Origin of the sequence: Faucicola mancuniensis (assembly GCF_046523945.1) — a bacterium.
GTDB lineage: Bacteria > Pseudomonadota > Gammaproteobacteria > Pseudomonadales > Moraxellaceae > Faucicola > Faucicola mancuniensis.
In genome coordinates, this window is the sequence record NZ_CP171363.1 from 1,484,575 (window position 1) to 1,503,241 (window position 18,667).

At 39.1% G+C, this 18,667-nt stretch carries 18 protein-coding genes; 13 read left to right on the plus strand and 5 right to left on the minus strand.

Annotation, left to right across the window (positions count from 1 at the left end; all coding sequences use genetic code 11):
- The first annotated feature begins 84 nt into the window (after positions 1-84).
- Genes ACGTJS_RS07275 through ACGTJS_RS07285 form a run of 3 tightly spaced genes read left to right on the plus strand, consistent with a single transcriptional unit; the run spans position 85 to position 3,098 of the window.
- Positions 85-1,566, plus strand: coding sequence for an RNA ligase (locus ACGTJS_RS07275; RefSeq protein ID WP_410471597.1), 1,482 nt, complete (start codon positions 85-87; stop codon positions 1,564-1,566).
- The gene (locus ACGTJS_RS07280; RefSeq protein ID WP_315041658.1) at positions 1,566-2,345 is read left to right on the plus strand and encodes a hypothetical protein; all 780 of its coding nucleotides are present in this window, start codon (positions 1,566-1,568) and stop codon (positions 2,343-2,345) included. The genes ACGTJS_RS07275 and ACGTJS_RS07280 overlap by 1 nt, the downstream gene beginning before the upstream one ends.
- Positions 2,346-2,360: 15 nt before the next feature.
- A complete protein-coding gene (locus ACGTJS_RS07285) occupies positions 2,361-3,098 on the plus strand; it encodes a phosphoesterase (RefSeq protein WP_410471598.1) in 738 nt (245 codons plus the stop codon).
- Positions 3,099-3,101: 3 nt separating this feature from the next.
- Here ACGTJS_RS07285 and ACGTJS_RS07290 read toward each other — a convergent pair whose 3' ends face one another.
- Positions 3,102-4,292: a DUF1615 family protein gene (locus ACGTJS_RS07290; protein ID WP_410471599.1), complete on the minus strand. Its 1,191-nt coding sequence runs from the start codon at positions 4,290-4,292 to the stop codon at positions 3,102-3,104.
- Positions 4,293-4,522: 230 nt separating this feature from the next.
- On the opposite strand from ACGTJS_RS07290, the gene ACGTJS_RS07295 reads away from it, so the two are divergent.
- Together ACGTJS_RS07295 and ACGTJS_RS07300 are read left to right on the plus strand one after the other, a co-directional pair.
- Entirely contained in the window at positions 4,523-6,940 is a 2,418-nt protein-coding gene (locus ACGTJS_RS07295) for a RelA/SpoT family protein (protein WP_410471600.1), read from the plus strand.
- A 61-nt stretch (positions 6,941-7,001) separates the two neighbouring features.
- On the plus strand, positions 7,002-7,325 hold the full coding sequence (locus ACGTJS_RS07300) for a DUF1016 N-terminal domain-containing protein (RefSeq protein ID WP_315041653.1): 324 nt from the start codon (positions 7,002-7,004) through the stop codon (positions 7,323-7,325).
- A gap of 16 nt (positions 7,326-7,341) precedes the next feature.
- Here the strand turns inward: ACGTJS_RS07300 and ACGTJS_RS07305 are convergent, their stop codons facing one another.
- Positions 7,342-7,491, minus strand: a complete 150-nt coding sequence (locus ACGTJS_RS07305; protein ID WP_410471601.1) for a hypothetical protein — start codon at positions 7,489-7,491, stop codon at positions 7,342-7,344.
- 170 nt (positions 7,492-7,661) lie between these two features.
- On the opposite strand from ACGTJS_RS07305, the gene mutM reads away from it, so the two are divergent.
- Positions 7,662-8,510, plus strand: coding sequence for a bifunctional DNA-formamidopyrimidine glycosylase/DNA-(apurinic or apyrimidinic site) lyase (gene mutM, locus ACGTJS_RS07310; RefSeq protein ID WP_410471602.1), 849 nt, complete (start codon positions 7,662-7,664; stop codon positions 8,508-8,510).
- A gap of 168 nt (positions 8,511-8,678) precedes the next feature.
- Positions 8,679-9,089, plus strand: coding sequence for a hypothetical protein (locus tag ACGTJS_RS07315; protein WP_315041649.1), 411 nt, complete (start codon positions 8,679-8,681; stop codon positions 9,087-9,089).
- 62 nt (positions 9,090-9,151) lie between these two features.
- On the opposite strand, the gene ACGTJS_RS07320 is transcribed toward ACGTJS_RS07315, so the two are convergent.
- Positions 9,152-9,982 (minus strand): Cof-type HAD-IIB family hydrolase, encoded by an 831-nt coding sequence (locus ACGTJS_RS07320; protein ID WP_315041648.1) that lies wholly within the window; start codon positions 9,980-9,982, stop codon positions 9,152-9,154.
- A gap of 130 nt (positions 9,983-10,112) precedes the next feature.
- On the opposite strand from ACGTJS_RS07320, the gene ppx reads away from it, so the two are divergent.
- Both ppx and ACGTJS_RS07330 read left to right on the plus strand, forming a co-directional pair.
- Positions 10,113-11,624, plus strand: a complete 1,512-nt coding sequence (gene ppx, locus ACGTJS_RS07325) for an exopolyphosphatase (RefSeq protein ID WP_410471603.1) — start codon at positions 10,113-10,115, stop codon at positions 11,622-11,624.
- A 61-nt stretch (positions 11,625-11,685) separates the two neighbouring features.
- A complete protein-coding gene (locus ACGTJS_RS07330; protein WP_315044192.1) occupies positions 11,686-12,480 on the plus strand; it encodes an acetyl-CoA carboxylase carboxyltransferase subunit alpha in 795 nt (264 codons plus the stop codon).
- A 24-nt stretch (positions 12,481-12,504) separates the two neighbouring features.
- Here the strand turns inward: ACGTJS_RS07330 and ACGTJS_RS07335 are convergent, their stop codons facing one another.
- On the minus strand, positions 12,505-12,996 hold the full coding sequence (locus ACGTJS_RS07335; RefSeq protein ID WP_410471604.1) for a GNAT family N-acetyltransferase: 492 nt from the start codon (positions 12,994-12,996) through the stop codon (positions 12,505-12,507).
- 8 nt (positions 12,997-13,004) lie between these two features.
- Positions 13,005-13,298: a DUF1778 domain-containing protein gene (locus tag ACGTJS_RS07340; protein ID WP_315044197.1), complete on the minus strand. Its 294-nt coding sequence runs from the start codon at positions 13,296-13,298 to the stop codon at positions 13,005-13,007.
- Between the two features lie 73 nt (positions 13,299-13,371).
- Here ACGTJS_RS07340 and tilS point away from each other — a divergent pair, with 73 nt between their 5' ends.
- The 4 genes from tilS (at position 13,372) to ACGTJS_RS07360 (ending at position 18,637) form a co-directional block, all read left to right on the plus strand.
- Positions 13,372-14,601, plus strand: a complete 1,230-nt coding sequence (tilS, locus tag ACGTJS_RS07345; RefSeq protein ID WP_410471605.1) for a tRNA lysidine(34) synthetase TilS — start codon at positions 13,372-13,374, stop codon at positions 14,599-14,601.
- 142 nt (positions 14,602-14,743) lie between these two features.
- On the plus strand, positions 14,744-16,447 hold the full coding sequence (gene pilB, locus ACGTJS_RS07350) for a type IV-A pilus assembly ATPase PilB (protein WP_410471606.1): 1,704 nt from the start codon (positions 14,744-14,746) through the stop codon (positions 16,445-16,447).
- A 55-nt stretch (positions 16,448-16,502) separates the two neighbouring features.
- Complete coding sequence (locus ACGTJS_RS07355) at positions 16,503-17,726, plus strand: type II secretion system F family protein (protein WP_315040990.1); 1,224 nt, start codon at positions 16,503-16,505, stop codon at positions 17,724-17,726.
- Entirely contained in the window at positions 17,726-18,637 is a 912-nt protein-coding gene (locus ACGTJS_RS07360) for an A24 family peptidase (protein ID WP_315040991.1), read from the plus strand. Before ACGTJS_RS07355 ends, ACGTJS_RS07360 begins: the two co-directional genes overlap by 1 nt.
- The last annotated feature ends 30 nt before the right edge of the window (positions 18,638-18,667 follow it).

An 18,667-nucleotide genomic window follows, 5' to 3' on the forward strand; every position in this document is an offset into this window, starting at 1 on the left:
TCGTATCTAAAATGGTTGATTTAAATTTTCAAAATTTTGCATTTTCATTTTTATTGTTAAAAATCAATAAATTAAGGGTTCGTTATGCAAAAATTTATCTTAATTCGTGGGCATCAAGGCTCTGGCAAAACCACCTTTGCCAAGCAAAAATTGACCGAATTTGCCGAAAAATTCCCCCACGCCACCATCATTCACTTAGAAAATGACCTACTTTTGACCGATGAAAATGGCGTATATCGCTGGTCGGGCGATTTGGTGGACAAGGCTCAACGCCAAAATCTCGCCACCTTTAAAAACGCTTTAAAACAAGGGCAACAAAACCCAAGCCAAGATATTTTGATTGTCAATTCTAACACCAATCAAAAATCGTCCGCTTGTATCCATTTGATTACCATGGCGAAAAGGTTCGGTTTTGACGTGGAAATTTACCGTTTGCACAACTTTTTTGACAACACTCACAACGTCAAACGGGCGGACGTGCTGACTGCGTATGTCAATTTGAACAACAACAAATTGCGTGATGAAATCCACGTCCCTGCCGTTAAGCCGATTGACGATGAAACGCAAGCATTCGTGGATAAAATGCACACCTTTAGCAAGGGTAAACTACCCTTTGATGAGACGCAAAATACTTTTGTTACCGAAGATTATTTGACCTTTGCTCGCAAAAATTTTGTGAAAAAACAAAGCCGTACTTATCCAGATTTGTACGTTTTAAAATACGCTCGTCATGTGTTTTATGAAAATCGTTTTGACAATGCCCTGCTTGAAATGCGTGGCTTGGTGATTGATAAACATCATCAAATTATCGTGCGTCCGTTTAAAAAAGTGTTTAATTATTTTGAACGCATTGCCAAAAACAGTCCCTATCCGATTGCCATTGCTGATGAACGTTTGGTCAATGCGGTGGTGAAAGTGAACGGCTTTTTGGGCGTGTGTACTTATGTTGATTTGGCTAAAAATCACCCAAGTTTTAACGCCGATTTTGATAAAAAAGTGTTGTATTCCACCACAGGTTCGCTGGATAGCAGTTTTGTCGAAATGACCAAAAATCATTGCGAACAATACGAAAACGTGTTTAAACAATTCCCTAACCATACCTTTTTGTTTGAAATCACCGACCCAGAAGATGTGCATATCATCAATGAAAATTTTGGCGAAACCTTAATTGGCGTGATTGATGTGGCAACAGGCGAGCAATTTAGCGAAACACGGCTTGACGAAATTGGCGAAAAATTTGGCTTAAAACGTCCTGAAACGATTAAAAAAATCGCTTTTGGTGAGTTAAAAAATTTGCTTAAAACAGTCAAACACGAAGGTTTTATGGTGTTTGACAGTCAAAGCGGTGAACTATTATTTAAACTCAAATCACCGTTTTATTTGGTGTCAAAATTTTTTGGTCGCAGTCAAGATAAAAATTTGGCAAGTAAACTCAACAAGCAAAACGTAGACGAAGAATATTATCCGCTGGTGGATTATATCAAGGTGAATAAAGAGGCGTTTAATGCGTTGGATGAGCTTGGCAAAATCACCTTTGTGCAACAGTTTTTGGAAAAATTGGACTGATGAATAAAGTTTATCAAAGTTTAAAATCAATTATTGACGAATGTTATCGAGCGTTTGAGAAATATCCTACTCCCAAGCCACCGCTTAACATTTGTTATGAATGTTGCGTTAGTCCAAAAATCGCCAACGATTTGGTTACTTTGCCGTTAAAAGAATTAACCCAAAAACAATTGTATGAATATAACACATCTGCCAAAAATTCAGAAGAAAATCCAAATGAAATCAAATATTTTTTACCAAGAATGATTGAATTATTTGTACAAGGCGAAGAGCTTTATCATTCAACCGAGTTAAATTTTGTGCGTGTTGAAAACTGTGCAAAAGACAGTTTTTCACCAAAGGAACTCGCTGTTTGGCAAAAATTTGCTGATGCCTATTTGGACGAAATACTTAAGGTCTATTGTTGGGAAACTGAAGCTGTTTTTAGCCAATATATTGATATTTTGACGACTTTATTGATATTTCATAAGGCTCATATTGATATTCAGCCTTTTTTACAGCGTTGGCGAGATACCGAAACGCCACAAGCGATTATCCATTATATTGATTCAACGTATTCATGGTGGTGTCATGGTTTTACTAGTAATTTTGCTCATGACAAACCAACTTATGAAGAGATTGTGACAAATTGGTTGTTTGATAAAGATAATCGAGATTATTTTATCGAACAAATTTTAAATCTCGATAGCGGTATTACGCAACAATATTGCAAGAGTAATGAAATTTACACGGATATCGAGCATTTATTTGATTTGATAACATACAATTTAAAAGATTAAAGAGATATTAAAACAATGGGTAAGATTTTTTTCACATCAGATTTGCATTTTTCGCACCGAAATATTGCAAAATTCTGTCCCCACACACGCCCACAACCCACCGCAAACGGCGACATCGATACACTCGATAGCTATATGATTGAGCTGTGGAATGACACGGTGGGCGTGGACGATGAGGTGTATAATTTGGGTGATTTGACTTTTTCGCACAATTTGCGTGAGATTTTTGATGTATTAAAACAGCTTAACGGTCGTCATCATCTGATTTTTGGCAATCATGATGATATTGTGCAAAATCACCTTGAGAAATTTTTAACCACCCAAAAGCAAGACGGCAATCCTGTGTTAAGTTCGGCTCAAAGTTATTTGAAGTTGCAATTAAAAGAACAGGCTAAGACATTGATTTTATTTCATTATCCGATTGCCGAATGGGACGGTTGCCACAAGGGTTATTATCATCTGCATGGGCATATTCACGACCGTATGGCGGATATTGGTGGACGGATTTTGAATGTGGGTTTTGATTTGCATGGCAGATTTTTAACGCTTGATGATGTGGTTGGCTATTTGGACGATTTGCCAAAACTTGACCATTTTAGCGATGATACGCCGTTAAATGGGCTTGATGTTCCCAAAATTTTGGCAACAAGCCCAACCTTTAGCCAAGCCAAAAATGATGACAATTGTCAGCAATTATTAAAGAATGTTGAGCTATTGATTCGCCAACGTTTACAAAGCAATCAAGCGGTTTGACAATCAGCTTTGCACTTTTTTCATACACGCCAAATATCGCCGATTGACGTTATCGGCATACCATTTGGTGTTATAATCTTTGCTCAGCTTTGCCCCAGAGATGACCACCTGTGGCATCATCGCTGTGATGGGGTCTTTATTGGTTTTCATCTTATAAAGACTACCAATCGTGCGATACACTTCGGTTTCGCTAAATTTTTGGCTTTTTTCTTTGCTTAAATCACTGCGGATTTGGCGTGGCGTTAATTGCAAAAACCCTTGAGCCGTCATCGCTTGCAACGCCTTTTCGCTTTGGCTTAAATTATCGCTCACCGTATTGCCACTTTTATAAATTAACAAATCGCCATCAAAATCAATTTTTTGTCCGCTCAATTCAGCAAGCATTTTTTGAAAACCTGCATTGCGACTGGAATACACGCCAGAATTATAATCGGCAAAGCGATAAATCGGCTCTGGATAATCCATCTGATACCGCATCAGCCGATGAATACCATAATACAGCCCGCCGTACTGCGTGTACAAATCGCGGCGAAGCTCTTCGTTATTGCCATTGTTTCGGCGGTTGTCTTTGGCATAATTGATATGCACCTGCATACTGCCAAGCGTGGTAATGGGGTCAAGTTTTTCGGCAATATCGCCACCGATAAGTTTGGTAACATTGGTGATTTTACTGGCATAATATTTTTGGCTAAAATGAGCAAACATTTGCTGATAAACTTTGTCCAACTGTTGCTCGGTTTTTACTGCCAAAATTTGTTTTTCAAAACTATTCTCAACGGTCGGTTCATTTTTGAGCATTTTACGAAAAAAAGGGGCAAGTGTTTTGCCTAATTTTTCTTCTAATTCGCTGTTTAAAGCGTTTAGACTGGTTTTGCCAAGATTGGCGACAGGTGGGTCGGCTTGAAAGTTGGACTCTTGGTCAATCACGGCAATGGTGGTACAGATATTTTGGGGCGTGCGTTCAATTTTTAGTGTGTTAAAAATGTCGTAAATATCGGTCGCCCAAGCGGTTTTTTGTTGGTTACGGTTTGGCATGGCATGGCTGATTTGTTCAATAGATAAACTATTGTCCGTCATTGGTGTGCCGATAAGGGCTTTGATTTGGTCGCAACCTGTCAATAAAAAACTGCTTGCCAAACAAAAATTTAGCAAAAAAAAGGGTTGTTTTTTAACAAAAATAAGTGGTAATTTCATCAAAATGACCTATACTAATCAAAACTTGTGCAAGATTATAAATGAAAAATGTTAATTGAATTTTGCTTAATTGCGGTTTTTTATCATTAGGCAAAAAAGGAATACTTTAACATAAAAAGAACATAAGTGAATGAAAAACAAGGGTTGTATTTAAAAAATTTGACGTTACAATGTTAAAAAATGGGCGTTAAAAAATTTGTTAAAATATTGGCAAAAAATTGGAGAATTGTATGGTAAAAATTCGTGATAGCTTACCGCTAATTAATGGGGTAGATGCCGACCATGATAGTGCAACTATGTTGGCAAATATCACAGGGCAACGCCATTTTACCCATACTGAGCTTCCTGTGATTTCCGATTCGGCAAGCCAAATTATTGATGAATATATCATTGATACTGATGCGTGGCTGACAGCGATTGCCAAGCGTTGCCACCAAGATTCTTTACCAAAACTAAAAAAAGCCTGTGATATTTTAACCGCTCAAGATTTGCAGTCCCATTCAGCTCGGTCTAATGCTTTTTTGACAGGGGTCGGCATGGCGGATATTTTGGCGTATTTGTACCAAGAAGAAGCCACGTTGGTCGCAGGTATGCTGTACCGTTCGGCTCGTAAAAAGGTGTTGAGTGAAAAACAAATCCGTAGCGAATTTGGCAATGAAGTGGCAGATTTGGTAAATGAAACCTTAAAACTTGGGCGTTTGTCCGATTTGATTGAAAATAACAAACGCTTAGAAGACCATTTTAACAACAACCAAAAAGAGCAATTAACGGGCATTTATAGTATGCTCATTTCCATGACAAATGACGTGCGAGTGGTGTTGATAAAACTTGCCGAGCGTACCTTTGCCATGCGAGAGTTATCATTTGCCACCCCAGAGCGTCAGCAACGTGTGGCACGAGAAGTGATGACGATTTATGCCCCATTGGCTCACCGTTTGGGGATTGCTCAATTAAAATGGGAATTGGAAGATTTATCATTTCGTTACCTTGCACCAGAGCGTTATAAAGAAATTGCCAAATTGCTCAACGAAAAACGCAGTGAGCGTGAAAGCTATATTGAGCGTGTCGCAGGGCAGTTACGCCAAGCCTTAGCTGAGCATGGTATTCAAGGCGAAATCTCTGGGCGTGTGAAACACATTTATTCCATTTATCGCAAAATGAAGCTCAAATCGCTGTCATTTGACCAACTGTATGACATTCGGGCGTTGCGGGTATTGGTGAATACCAATGCCGAATGTTATCACGTCATGGGCTTGGTACATGGACTATGGCGACACATTCCAGACCAATTTGACGATTATATTACCAACCCAAAAGCCAACGGTTATCGCTCACTCCACACCGCTGTAATTGCCGAAAACAAATCACTAGAAGTACAAATTCGTACCTTTGAAATGCACTACGAAGCCGAGCTTGGTATGTGTGCCCATGTCAATTATAAAGAAGGCACAAAAAGCAAAAAAGACGATTATTTGACCCAAAAAATCAGCTCACTGCGTCAAATTTTGTTAAACCAAGACAATCCAGCCGCCGACAGCGTCAAAAATGACCCGTTAAAAACCGTTTTAAACCAACAAAAACAAAAAGACGATGACGATGAAAACGACTTGGACTTTAGCGAGTTTGAGCGGATTTATGTCTTTAGCAAAGACGGTGATATCATTGAATTGCCAAAAGGGGCGACCGTGCTGGATTTTGCTTATTATGTGCATACCCAAGTCGGCAATCGGGCTCAAGCCGCTCGTGTCAATCAGCGTTATGTACCGCTCACTTATCAACTCAAAACAGGTGAACAAGTTGAAATCATCACCAAACAATCTCGTGAACCAAACCGTGATTGGCTGGTTGCATCATTGGGTTATATCAATACCAGTCGGGCAAGGGGCAAGTTGCGTCAATGGTTTAATAAACAAGACCGTGACAAAAATATTGAAACAGGTAAACACATTTTAACCAAAGAATTGTCAAGGATTGCCGTTCACCCAAATAGCATTGATTTAAACGATTATATCAAGTTTTTTAATGCCAAAAATGCGGACGATATTTTGGTTGGTTTGGTCAATGGCAATGTAGAATTGCACGATTTGACAGGGTATATCAGTCGTCATCTTGACCTTGAGCCTGACGTGGTGGAAACCGAGCTTGTGCCAAGCGTTCACCCAAAAGCCACAGGCAAACTGGACGCTTATAAGATAGAAGTGGACGGACTGGACAATATTGATATTAAACTTGCGGGCTGTTGCCACCCTGTGCAGGGTGAGCCGATTGCAGGCTTTATCACCCAATCTAACGGTGTGAGCATTCACCATGTGGACTGTGCCGAGTACGAACGGCTTATCCAAAAAGAGCCAGAGCGTGCGATTAGTGCGGTGTGGTATGGCAACAAAGGCAAATCGCAACTGGTACAAATTTATTTGGAAGCGTATGATAGACGTGGTTTGTTAAGGGATTTGACCCGAATCATGGACCAAGAAAATGCCAACATTCGTAGGGTTGATACGTTAAGCGATGTTGATGATATTGCTCGGTTGAATTTTAGCGTGGAAGTAACGGGTTTAAGCCAGTTATCCAAACTGCTTGCCAAATTAGAACAACAGCATGGTATTATCTTGGCAAGACGAGTTGTATCAGGGAATAGTGCTGTTTAGGATTGTAAGGTGATATTTGTGTAGTGATTAAAAGTAGGCGTTAATTTTTGAGATTTAAATTATGACAATCATCACAATAGAACAAAATTTCACAGAAAAAATCATTGGATTAATTCAAAAAAGCAAACAAAACCTTACAGTTACGGTCAATGCTGAACTAACACTTTTGTACTGGCACATTGGCGAGCGAATTGCGAATTATATTTTGCAAGGTGAACGTGCGGATTATGGCAAACAACTTATTCCTAATTTGGCAAAAGTTTTAACCGAGCAATCTGGGAAGGGTTGGAATAAAAGGCATTTAGGCTATTGTTTGAAACTTTATCAAGAATTTATCAAGAATTTCAAAATATTGAGATTTTCCACGCACTGCGTGGAAAATTGAGTTGGACGTATTTGAATTAACGTTCAACAGCCGAAATAATTTTTACTTGACCGTTATATTTTGATTTAACTTGCTCTTTTGCTTGGCTTGCACTGCTCGCATTGATGGTCATATGAAACACAGTATTTGAGCCTGTTTTTTGATATTTAACCGTGTAAGTTGCCATGATTTTTCTTTGATTTTGAAAAAGAAAAATTAGAACTGATTATCCAACACAAAAACGAATTACTTGCCCAAAAAGATAAAGAAATCACCTTGTTACGCCAATTGTTAAAAACAAAAAACCCAACCGAACCATAAACTCACCCTTATTCAAAACGATTTTTTGGAATCACAATGCCAGAATTACCCGAAGTCCAAACCACTGCTACCAGCTTAACGCCCTTACTCAACAAAACCGTTACCCAAGTACAAATTTTTCAACCCAAATTACGTTGGCAAATGCCAGACGATTTGCCCGACTTAATCGGCAGTCAGCTACAATCTGTAGAACGCCGAGCCAAATATTTAATTTTGACTTTTATTAACAATAATATTCAAAAAAAATTGCTAATACACTTGGGTATGTCAGGCAGTTTGCAACAGCACCCACACGGCTTTGCCAAACGCAAACACGACCATCTGATTTTTAGCTTTGAACAAAATGCGGTGCAACTGCATTACCACGACCCACGCCGATTTGGGGCGGTGCTGTGGCTTGATGATTATGCCGACAAACTGCTTCATCATCTAGGCGTTGAGCCGTTGTCGGACGATTTTCATGCCGATTATCTTTATGCAACTATTCACGACCGTAAACAACCCATTCACCGTCCCATCAAATCGGTGATTATGGAACAACAAATTGTCGTGGGTGTGGGCAATATTTATGCGACCGAAAGTCTGTTTTTGAGTAACATTCACCCTTTGACCCCTGCCAATCTTTTGAGTAAACAACAGTTGGCAACTTTGGTCGGGCATATTTGCACCATTTTGGCAAACGCCATCACCCAAGGCGGTACGACCTTAAAAGACTTTACCGTTGGGGCAGGCAAGACGGGTTATTTTCAGCAAACTTTACTGGTTTATGGACATAAAGGCGAGCCGTGTCCTGTGTGCCAAACGCCGATTGAAACTGTCAAAATCGCCCAACGTGCCAGTAATTTTTGTCCAAAATGTCAAATTTTGCCAAAAACTAACCGTTAATCCAAAAAAACGCAAAAAATGTATAATTTTACTTGCTAATTTTGCAAAAAATTGTTGTAATGTAGCAATATTTTTTAAAATTTAATAAACAGTGTTTGACAATTTATCGTTCAATAAATAAATTGATAAAAAATCAAATATTCGTAAAATTTTTAACATGGAGGCTTTATGAAGGCTTTACAAAAATTGGCAGTTGCGACTGTTTTGAGCTTAACTGCGGTTAGCCCAAGTTTTGCAGCGATTGAAATTGATGAAGAGAATTTTGGTCCAACTTATGGCTCAATGGTGGCGGATGCGACTGTGGGTAAGCCATTGCAGACTTTGGCAGTTGTCGGCGGTGTGGCTGCTTATGTGGTGAGCTTGCCATTTACCTTGCTGACAGGCGATACCGCACAGGCAAGACGTGTATTGGTTGAAGAGCCTGCACAAGCCTTAGACCGTTGCCTAGGCTGTACGCCAGCACAAGATGCGTATTATAAATCAACGCAAGCTCACGAAAATCAAGTGCGTTTGGTGGTTGATGGTCCTTCGGAAATCTTTATCAATACCGACCAAAATGTGGTGGTAACTCAGCCATAATTGTTTGGTTGCAAAAAGACTGATTTATAAAAAAAGGATACGCTTCGTATCCTTTTTTATTTTTAAATCACCCCCAAATTTTTTAAACCTTGATAAATCCCATCATCTGTAATAGCAGGACAAACAAAGTCTGCTACCACTTTTAAATCAGGGTGAGCATTGCCCATCGCCACACCAAAACCGACCGATTGTAACATCTCAATATCATTTAAGCCATCGCCAAACGCCCAAGCGTCGGTAAAGCTCAAACCCAGTTTTTTTAAGGCGTATTCAATGCCACGAGCTTTTGAGCCATTTTTATCCAAAATATCCACACCACTTAAATGCCAAAGCACTGTTTTTAGGCTATCAGGCAGATGTAACTGAACGGTGCTATTGTCATCATAAAATGCCAAAATCTGATAAATTGGCAAACTTTTGTCAAAATTATTTGGCTCAACCAAAGTGTAAGGAATGCGTAGCGAATTTAACGCATTTTTTAGGGCAAAACTTTCGCTTAATGCAAAGATTTTTTCAGCAGTCATATAAGCATAAGCGATTTTTTCATGTACTAAATAATCGGTAACTTGTTCAATTTGTTCATTTTTTAATGGATAATGCACCAAGGTTTCGCCTTGATAGCGGACATATTGTCCATTAATCGTTACCAATAAATCTATACCAACGGTATTAATTAACTGATAAACGGTAGGTGGAAACACACCCAAACCACGCCCAGTGGCAATCGCGATGACAATGCCCTGTGCTTTTAATTGTTGTAAAGCGGTGATGGTGCTGTCTGGAATACGATTTTGGACTTTGATATATAGGGTGTCGTCAATGTCAAAAAAGATAATTTTGGGTTTTGATTGCATTTTTTTCTCGTTTGGCAGATTTTTGATGGGTTTTATCATAACATACTCTTTAAAATTTTGGCGGTAAATAAAATTTTTTAACAAAATATCACAAAAAATTTGGCAAAAAGGGCGAAAAATGCGTAAAATAGGATAATTTTTATTTTGCTGATTAAAAAAGTAGCGACTTATGCCAAATTTACTTGCAAATAATGAACTGATGGCAGCGATTGACTTGGGTTCAAACAGTTTTCACCTTGCGATTGCTCGCCTTGACCATCATGAAGTGCGAAAATTAGCGTCTATGTCCGAAAAAGTGCAACTTGCCGCAGGACTTGACGAAAACAACTATTTGACTGAAGAGGCGATTGAGCGGGGTGTGGCGTGTTTGGCACGTTTTGTTGGCAGGCTTGACACCGTATCACCAGAGCGGTTGCGAGTGGTTGCGACCAATACGTTACGCCAAGCCAAAAATGCCAATGTGTTTATTGAGCGAGCCAATGCGGTATTGCCAAAGCCGATTGAGGTGATTGCAGGACGTGAAGAGGCTCGGTTGATTTATCTAGGCGTGTCGCATACCAATGCCAGTACCGATAAACGTTTGGTCGTGGATATTGGTGGCGGTTCTACCGAATTTATTATTGGCAAAGGTTTTGAGCCAATTTTGACTGAAAGTTTGCAAATGGGCTGTGTGTCGTTTAGAAAACGTTTTTTTGCCAATGGTGAAATTACCGAAAAAGCCTTTGAACAGGCAATTGCGGCGGCTCGTAAAGAAATTATGGTGATTAGCCGAACCTACCAAAAAACAGGTTGGGACAGTGCCACAGGTTCAAGCGGTACGATTAAAGCGGTCAAGCAGATTTTACAAGGGCTTGGTATGACCGATGAACACGAGCAAATCACCTTTAAAGGAGTGAAACATCTCCAAAAACAACTGCTAAAAATGGGGCATATTGATAAAATCAATTTTGCCGATGTTAAAGACACCCGCAAAGCAGTACTACCTGCTGGCGTGGCGGTGTTGCTTGCGATTATGAGCGTGCTAGGCATTGATACGATTGCCTATTCTGATGGGGCATTGCGTGAGGGCGTGATGTATGATATGCTTGGACGTTTTGCCAGTGAAGATGTGCGTGACCGCAGTGTGCAGGCACTTTTGACTCGTTATTCCGTTGATGTTAAACAAGCTCGCCGTGTCGTCAAAACCGCCCAAAATCTGTTTGAACAAGTCCAAAGAACTTTGTCATTAACCGAAGAAGATGGCGATATTTTAAGACGTGGTGCATATTTGCACGAGATTGGTTTGGCGGTGTCGCATAGCGGATATCATCGCCACAGTGCCTATTTGGTGCAGTATTCGGACATTGACGGCTTTTCACAAATTGACAAAAATCGCCTTGCCCACATGCTCCAATATCATCGCCGAAAACTCAAAACAGAAGGCTATGATACGATTAAAAGTATTGCTGGCAATGATTTGGTGTATTTAACCTTAATTTTACGTTTAGCAGTTTTAATTAATCGTAATCGCAGTAAGCAAGAGAATTTAACATTAACGCTAAATATTGCCGGTGATAAAAAATGGCAACTTGGCATTATTGGCAATGGCGATAACATTGATTTGGTTTTGTCCGATTTGGACGAAGAAAGCCAATTTTGGCAAAAGTGGGGATTTGTATTACAAATCAATCCTGTCAAATAATTTAAACAACCATTTTTTTAATTTTTATCAACAAAACTTTAGCAATACACAAGGAAGAATTATGTCCGTTTGGGAAAAAGTACAACTGGCTCGCCATGCAAAACGTCCGTTATTTATGGATTATGCCAACACACTGTTTACCGAGTTTGATATTTTGCAAGGTGATAGAGCCTTTGCCGATGACAAAGCGATTCTGGGCGGTCTTGCCAAATTTGACGGCAGTCCTGTCATGCTGATTGGGCAACATCGTGGACGTAGTACCCGTGAACGCATTGAACATAATTTTGGCATGGCAAACCCTGAGGGCTACCGCAAAGTGATACGCCTTGTCAAAATGGCGGAGCGTTTTGCTATACCTGTGTTTACCTTTATTGACACGCAAGGGGCGTATCCGGGGGTTGGTGCAGAAGAGCGTGGACAAGCCCAAGCCATTGCCGAGAGTATTGCGACTTTTAGTGCGTTAAAAGTGCCAGTGATTGCGACAGTGATTGGCGAGGGTGGCTCTGGTGGTGCGTTGGCGATTGCGGTGGCTGACCGTGTCAATATGTTGGAAAATAGTATTTATTCGGTGATTTCGCCTGAGGGCTGTGCGTCTATTTTGTGGAAAACAGCGGAAAAAGCCCCACAAGCCAGCGAAGCGTTAAAACTGTCTGCCGAAAACTTACATGAGCTTGGCTTGATTGATATGGTGGTGAAAGAAGGCGATGGTGCTCATATCAAAAGTGATGTGGTGATGAAAAATCTTAAAGCTACACTACAAGAACAGTTAAAACAAATTTCACTATTATCTACCGAAAATCGTTTGCAACAACGTTATGATAAATTTATGGCGTTTAATTCTAGTGTGAGTTTGTGATGGTTGGTTTGCCAAAAGTATAAATTATGCTTTTGGCAAATTTGCTAATGGATAATATAATTTATCAGCTTTGCTTTTAAATGCTATAAAACCAAACTTTTGATAAAATGCAACGGCTTGCTGATTTTTTGCTTCCACAATTAACGCATAGCAAGCGATTTCAGCATTGATACAACATTTTAACGCATCAATCAATAACATTGAGCCCAATTTTTTCCCTTGATAATTGGTATCTATTGCCAATCTGCCCATTAACACAGCAGGTACAGTTGGATAACGTGGCAGTTTTTTTTGTAATTCATCAGATAAATCACTTAAATCAAGGCTTGTAGATGACAAGGTGTAATAACCAGCTAATTCATTGTCATCAGTAAGGGCTAAAAAACACGAACTAATTCGTCTTTTGATGTCTTGTGAAACTTGGGTTTTTAAATAATGATTGAGTTCATCAGAGGTACTATGAAAATTTTTTCTATTAATTTTGTTGTCAAATGGAATAATGCTACAAGATAACATAAAAAATCCTAACTTTGTTTTATATATTGACGATGTAACGCAAAGGCTTCTTTCATAGCATCGTTCATTTTAGGCGGATTAATTAAGTTATTGGCAAAATTTTGTTGGTCTTCTAAAGATAATTCAATAATTTGATTTTGTGCAATGGTTTTTTTTGCCATTGCTGTTGCAGAATTAATGATAAATTCGGAAATACTACTGCCAGATATTTGAGCGGCTTGCTTGATTAAACGATGAATATCAGGCTGAACCCTTGCTTCTATTCTTGCTGTTTTTGCCATTGTTGTGTTTAGATAGGTCATAAATTATCCTAAAAGCAACCAATAATTATTAATTGTACGGAAAATTGCCGTATTTTTCAATTACTTTTTAAAAATGCCAAATATTTTAACTACAATTCAAAAAAGCTACCAACAATACTGTTCAACACACACAAACATTTATATCGCCTGTAGTGGTGGGCGGGATTCTATGGCGTTGCTTTACGCCTGTTTTTTGTTAAAATTGCCGATTTCTGTCCTACATATCAACCACAAAATCCAAGCCATTAGCGATGAATGGCAAACTTTAGTTGAAAATTTTTGCCAAAAAAATCAAATTCCTTACCAAGGTATTTGTATAGATTGGAAAAATACAGATATTAGCAAAATTAATGAAAATCAAGCCAGAAACGCACGTTATCAAGCCTTTTGCCAAATGATACCGCCCCATGCTATCATCGCCACCGCCCATCACGCCAATGACCAAGCCGAAACCATCTTGATGAACCTGTTTCACGGTGCAGGTATGGCAGGGCTGTCAGGTATGCGTGAATTTGGCGAACAGTCGGCTTTTGACAAGCCTTTTTATCTTTGGCGACCTTTGTTACCTATCACTCGTGAGCAGATTAGTGAATTTGTGCGATATTATTCGTTGGATTTTGTAGATGACCCAACAAATATCGGTGAAAATAATGATAGAGCATGGTTGCGTCAAAATATTTTACCTTTGATAAATAATAAATTTAACAAAAGTATTGAAAATATTGTCAGAAGCAGTCAAAATATCGCCGATAGCCAAACAATATTGTATGAAATTTATCAGCAAGGTTTAAAAAAATGTGCTTTTCCACAACGCTTAAACAGTGAAAAAAGGTTAAATATTGAGCAATTACAACTACTTAGCCGTGAGCGATTGTTGCAGTTTTTGTATTTTTGGTTAAAAGATAATCAAACATTTGCCCCGAATCGGCAGACGATTGAGCAAATTTATCAACTTATTTTTACTAAAAATACCGAACAAAAAACCATTATTGAATGGCAAGGTGTACAAATTCGCCGATATCAGCAAATTTTATACCGTTTAGAGCATGGTTATGTGGCAGAATGTGAGACATTAATCGGTGCGAAAAGTTTACAAAACGGTGATTTTCGGCAAGTTTTACCAAATGAAAAATTTAAGTTATTGGCAAAAAATCATCACCAGTCATTTAAGAAAATTTGTCAAGAACAGCACATTCCTGTCTGGGAGCGACCGTTTATCCGAATTTTTGGGCGGAATAAAGCCATGATTATGATAGATAAATGTTTACTTTTGAAGGGTTTTTATGAAGATAATTGTTTCTGAATGGTTGTTATCATGTTAAAATAGGGTTAAACTTAGTTTTATCGTAGATTTTTGGGTTTTATCTAAGTTTGTTTTGCATTTGTAAAAGTTTGGGTTAAACTGTTACATTAAAATAATTTTTTGATAAATATGGGAAAAAGTTATGTCTGCATTTCCTAATTTTGGTGGCATTGCGTTGCAATTGGTTCAGGCAGGTATTGTCAGTGAATCTGCCATGCAAAAGGCAATTGGCGAAGCACAACAAAATAAAAAGAATTTGATTGCTTATTTGGTAGAAGAAAAAATTGCCAGTCCTGATAAAGTGGCGACTTTGATTTCTCGTGAGTTTGGCGATGCACTGATTGATTTGGACGCATTAAGTCCAGAGTATATTCCAAAAAATGCGGTAGAAGAAAAAATTATACAAGAGTTTAGTATTCTGCCAATTTTTCAGCGTGGTAATCGTTTGTTTGTGGCGATGAGCGACCCAACTTATGTTGAAGCATTAGATGCGTTAAAGTTCGGCACACGTTTGATGGTAGAAACAGTCGTTGCTGAGCATAACAAAATCAGGTCGATGATTGAAAAGGTTTTTTCCGCATCAGCCTTGTCAGATTTTGGTGATTTTAATGGGGCAGATTTTGGTGAAGATGACAAGCCTGATGACGGTGTTGGCGAGACGACACTGGATACGACAGATGATGCCCCTGTGGTAAAATTTGTGAACAGTATGCTTATCAAAGCGATTACGATGGGAGCATCGGATTTGCACTTTGAGCCTTATGAAAAAGTGTATCGTGTGCGTTTTCGTGTTGACGGTGTGTTACAAAAAATTGCCAATCCGCCTTTGCAGTTGGCAAGTAAAATTTCGGCACGTTTGAAAGTCATTTCACAAATGGATATTTCAGAAAGACGTATCCCACAAGATGGTCGTATTAAGCTTAAAATTTCCAAAGACCGTGCGATTGACTTTCGTGTGAACTCATGTCCGACGCTTTTTGGCGAAAAATTGGTACTGCGTATTTTGGATCCATCGTCTGCGATGTTGGGTATTGATGCGTTGGGTTATGAGCCTGACCAGAAAAAACTGTTTATGGAAGCCCTTGATAAACCGCAAGGTATGCTATTGATTACAGGGCCGACAGGTTCTGGTAAAACGGTTTCGCTTTATACTGGTTTAAATATTTTAAATACCGTTGAAACCAATATTTCAACCGCTGAAGACCCTGTTGAGATTAACTTAGAAGGGATTAATCAGGTCAATGTGAACAACAAAGTGGGGCTAACCTTTGCCAGTGCCTTAAAAGCCTTCTTACGTCAGGACCCTGACGTAGTTATGGTTGGTGAGATTCGTGACCTTGAAACTGCCGAAATTGCGATTAAAGCTGCGCAAACAGGTCACATGGTATTGTCTACCCTGCATACCAATTCAGCACCAGAAACATTGACTCGTTTGCGGAATATGGGGGTGGCTTCATTTAATATTGCCACTTCGGTAAACTTGGTGATTGCACAGCGTCTGGCTCGCCGTCTTTGTAAAGTGTGTAAAAAGCCAACTGATGTACCAAGACAAAGTTTGCTTGAAATGGGATTTACTGAAGAAGATTTGGATAATCCAGAAAATGTGATTTATGAGCCTGTGGGCTGTTCTGAGTGCCGTGATGGCTATAAGGGTCGTGTGGGGGTTTATGAAGTGCTAAAAATCACCCCAGAAATCTCAAGAATTATTATGGAAGACGGTAATGCCATTCAAATTAAAGACATCGCCTTAACACAAGGTTTTAGAGATTTACGCCGTTCTGGCATTATGAAAGTGTTACAGGGTTTGACCAGTGTACAAGAAATGTATCGTGTAACCAGCGAATAACAGGATTGCGATTAAGAGATTTACATATTTAACCAAATTATTTTGAGGAAAAAACATGGCAAAAGCACAAACTGAAATGTTGATGGACTTTGTCTATGAAGGCACTAATCGTCGTGGCGAAAAGGTAAAAGGTGAAGCAACCAGCCGTAGCATAGAGTTAGCCCGTGCTCAGTTGTTAAAGCAAGGCATTCAAATTAGAAGTATTCGCAAAAAACCAAAGCCATTATTTAAAGCAGGTAAAGCAATTAAAGCGATTGATATTGCAATTTTTGTGCGTCAGTTAGCAACCATGATGAAAGCGGGTGTGCCTTTAACCCAATCGTTTGAAATTGTTGCTGATGCTTTAGAAAATCCCAATATGAAAGACTTGGTATTAAAATTAAAAGCAGACATTGAAGGCGGTAGTAACTTTGCCAGTGCATTACGTAAGCACCCACGTTATTTTGATGATTTGTTTTGCTCGTTAGTCGAAGCAGGTGAACAGTCTGGTGCGCTAGAAACCATGCTTGAGCGTGTGGCAACCTATAAAGAAAAAAGTGAACTGCTAAAAGCAAAAATCAAAAAGGCAATGAAATATCCAATTGCGGTAATTGTAGTGGCTTTTGTTGTAACGGCAATTTTATTGGTAAAAGTTGTACCTGTTTTTTCAGGATTATTTAGTTCATTTGGTGCTGAATTACCAGCCTTTACTCAAATGGTTGTCAATATGTCAGAATGGATGAAAAAGTATTGGTGGGTTGTTCTGTTCTCCGTTGGTGGTGCAGTAGTTAGTTTTTCAGAAGCCAAAAAACGCAGCAAAGCTTTTCGAGATTTTTTAGATAGATTGTCATTAAAACTACCAATTTTTGGCAATATTGTTTATCAGGCGATTATTGCACGTTTTGCAAGAACGCTTTCAACTACCTTTGCAGCGGGTGTACCATTGATTGACGCATTAGATTCAACTGCTGGTGCAACCAACAATGTGGTTTATTATAATGCCACTCAAAAAATCAAAGAAGATGTCTCTACAGGACAACAATTACAATTTGCCATGCGTTCAACCAATCTATTTCCCAGTATGGCTATTCAGATGGTTGGCATTGGTGAGGAAGCAGGTAGTTTAGAAGAGATGCTAGACAAAGTTGCAACCTATTATGAAAATGAAGTGGATAATGCAGTTGATGGTTTAACCAGTTTGATGGAACCCATGATTATGGCATTTTTGGGTGTTGTTATTGGTGGCTTGGTTGTGGCGATGTACTTACCAATTTTCCAAATGGGCTCGGTGGTTGGCTAATGACAATATTATTAGAGCTTATCAATGCGATACAACAATTACCCTTGACTGTGATGGTCGTTGCAGGTATTTTAGGATTGTGCGTTGGCAGTTTTTTAAATGTGGTGATTTATCGCACACCTGCCATCATGAAAAAAGAATGGCGATTAGAAACCGCTCATTTTTGGCAGGAACAGCCTGATTTGGCAGACAATCATAAGCAAGCTTTGTTAGATACCATCAAAAATGACACCCCTTTAACTTTATCTTTTCCGCCGTCTCGTTGTCCAAAATGTGCCCATCAAATCCGTTGGTACGAAAATATTCCTGTGTTAAGCTGGTTGGCTTTACGTGGTAAATGTAGCGGTTGCCAAAATCCTATCAGTATGCGTTATCCTTTGGTTGAACTGACGACAGCTTTGTCATCGGTTTTGGTGGTTTATACTTTAGGGGCAAATATACAAGGTATGCTTGGCGTACTTTTTACTTGGATTTTGGTCGCTTTGACAGGGATTGATTTTGATGAGCAATTATTGCCTGACCGTTTGGTCTATCCTTTGGGCATGATAGGGCTTTTGGCAAATGCTTTTGGTATTTTTACATCGCCTGTTTCAGCTATTTTTGGTGCGGTTTTTGGCTTTTTTGTGCTTTGGTCGGTTGCGACGGCCTTTATGTTTTTGATGAAAAAACAAGGCATGGGGCATGGTGATTTTAAATTACTTGCGGCATTGGGTGCATGGCTGGGGGTAGGTATGTTACCACTTATCATTATGTTATCCTGTTTGATTGGCTCTATCGTTGGCGGTGCTTTAATGATAAAAAATAAAGGCAGTCAGCAGTTTGCTTTTGGTCCTTATATTGCTATTGCTGGCTTTGTTGCTTTGCTTTGGGGTACAAAAATTAACCATTGGTATTTGTCAAGTTTTATGTAAATGAATTCGTTAAATAACTAAAAAAATGGA

What these genes read in the sequence shown, in the direction of transcription:
- ACGTJS_RS07290 (WP_410471599.1), bottom strand. Translation starts at nt 4,292, where the DNA reads ATGAAATTACCACTTATTTTTGTTAAAAAACAACCCTTTTTTTTGCTA.
- ACGTJS_RS07360 (WP_315040991.1), top strand. Translation starts at nt 17,726, where the DNA reads ATGACAATATTATTAGAGCTTATCAATGCGATACAACAATTACCCTTG.
- ACGTJS_RS07280 (WP_315041658.1), top strand. Translation starts at nt 1,566, where the DNA reads ATGAATAAAGTTTATCAAAGTTTAAAATCAATTATTGACGAATGTTAT.
- ACGTJS_RS07315 (WP_315041649.1), top strand. Translation starts at nt 8,679, where the DNA reads ATGAAGGCTTTACAAAAATTGGCAGTTGCGACTGTTTTGAGCTTAACT.
- ACGTJS_RS07340 (WP_315044197.1), bottom strand. Translation starts at nt 13,298, where the DNA reads ATGACCTATCTAAACACAACAATGGCAAAAACAGCAAGAATAGAAGCA.
- pilB (WP_410471606.1), top strand. Translation starts at nt 14,744, where the DNA reads ATGTCTGCATTTCCTAATTTTGGTGGCATTGCGTTGCAATTGGTTCAG.
- ACGTJS_RS07295 (WP_410471600.1), top strand. Translation starts at nt 4,523, where the DNA reads ATGGTAAAAATTCGTGATAGCTTACCGCTAATTAATGGGGTAGATGCC.
- ACGTJS_RS07285 (WP_410471598.1), top strand. Translation starts at nt 2,361, where the DNA reads ATGGGTAAGATTTTTTTCACATCAGATTTGCATTTTTCGCACCGAAAT.
- ACGTJS_RS07335 (WP_410471604.1), bottom strand. Translation starts at nt 12,996, where the DNA reads ATGTTATCTTGTAGCATTATTCCATTTGACAACAAAATTAATAGAAAA.
- ACGTJS_RS07275 (WP_410471597.1), top strand. Translation starts at nt 85, where the DNA reads ATGCAAAAATTTATCTTAATTCGTGGGCATCAAGGCTCTGGCAAAACC.
- ACGTJS_RS07300 (WP_315041653.1), top strand. Translation starts at nt 7,002, where the DNA reads ATGACAATCATCACAATAGAACAAAATTTCACAGAAAAAATCATTGGA.
- ACGTJS_RS07305 (WP_410471601.1), bottom strand. Translation starts at nt 7,491, where the DNA reads ATGGCAACTTACACGGTTAAATATCAAAAAACAGGCTCAAATACTGTG.
- mutM (WP_410471602.1), top strand. Translation starts at nt 7,662, where the DNA reads ATGCCAGAATTACCCGAAGTCCAAACCACTGCTACCAGCTTAACGCCC.
- tilS (WP_410471605.1), top strand. Translation starts at nt 13,372, where the DNA reads ATGCCAAATATTTTAACTACAATTCAAAAAAGCTACCAACAATACTGT.
- ACGTJS_RS07320 (WP_315041648.1), bottom strand. Translation starts at nt 9,982, where the DNA reads ATGATAAAACCCATCAAAAATCTGCCAAACGAGAAAAAAATGCAATCA.
- ACGTJS_RS07355 (WP_315040990.1), top strand. Translation starts at nt 16,503, where the DNA reads ATGGCAAAAGCACAAACTGAAATGTTGATGGACTTTGTCTATGAAGGC.
- ppx (WP_410471603.1), top strand. Translation starts at nt 10,113, where the DNA reads ATGCCAAATTTACTTGCAAATAATGAACTGATGGCAGCGATTGACTTG.
- ACGTJS_RS07330 (WP_315044192.1), top strand. Translation starts at nt 11,686, where the DNA reads ATGTCCGTTTGGGAAAAAGTACAACTGGCTCGCCATGCAAAACGTCCG.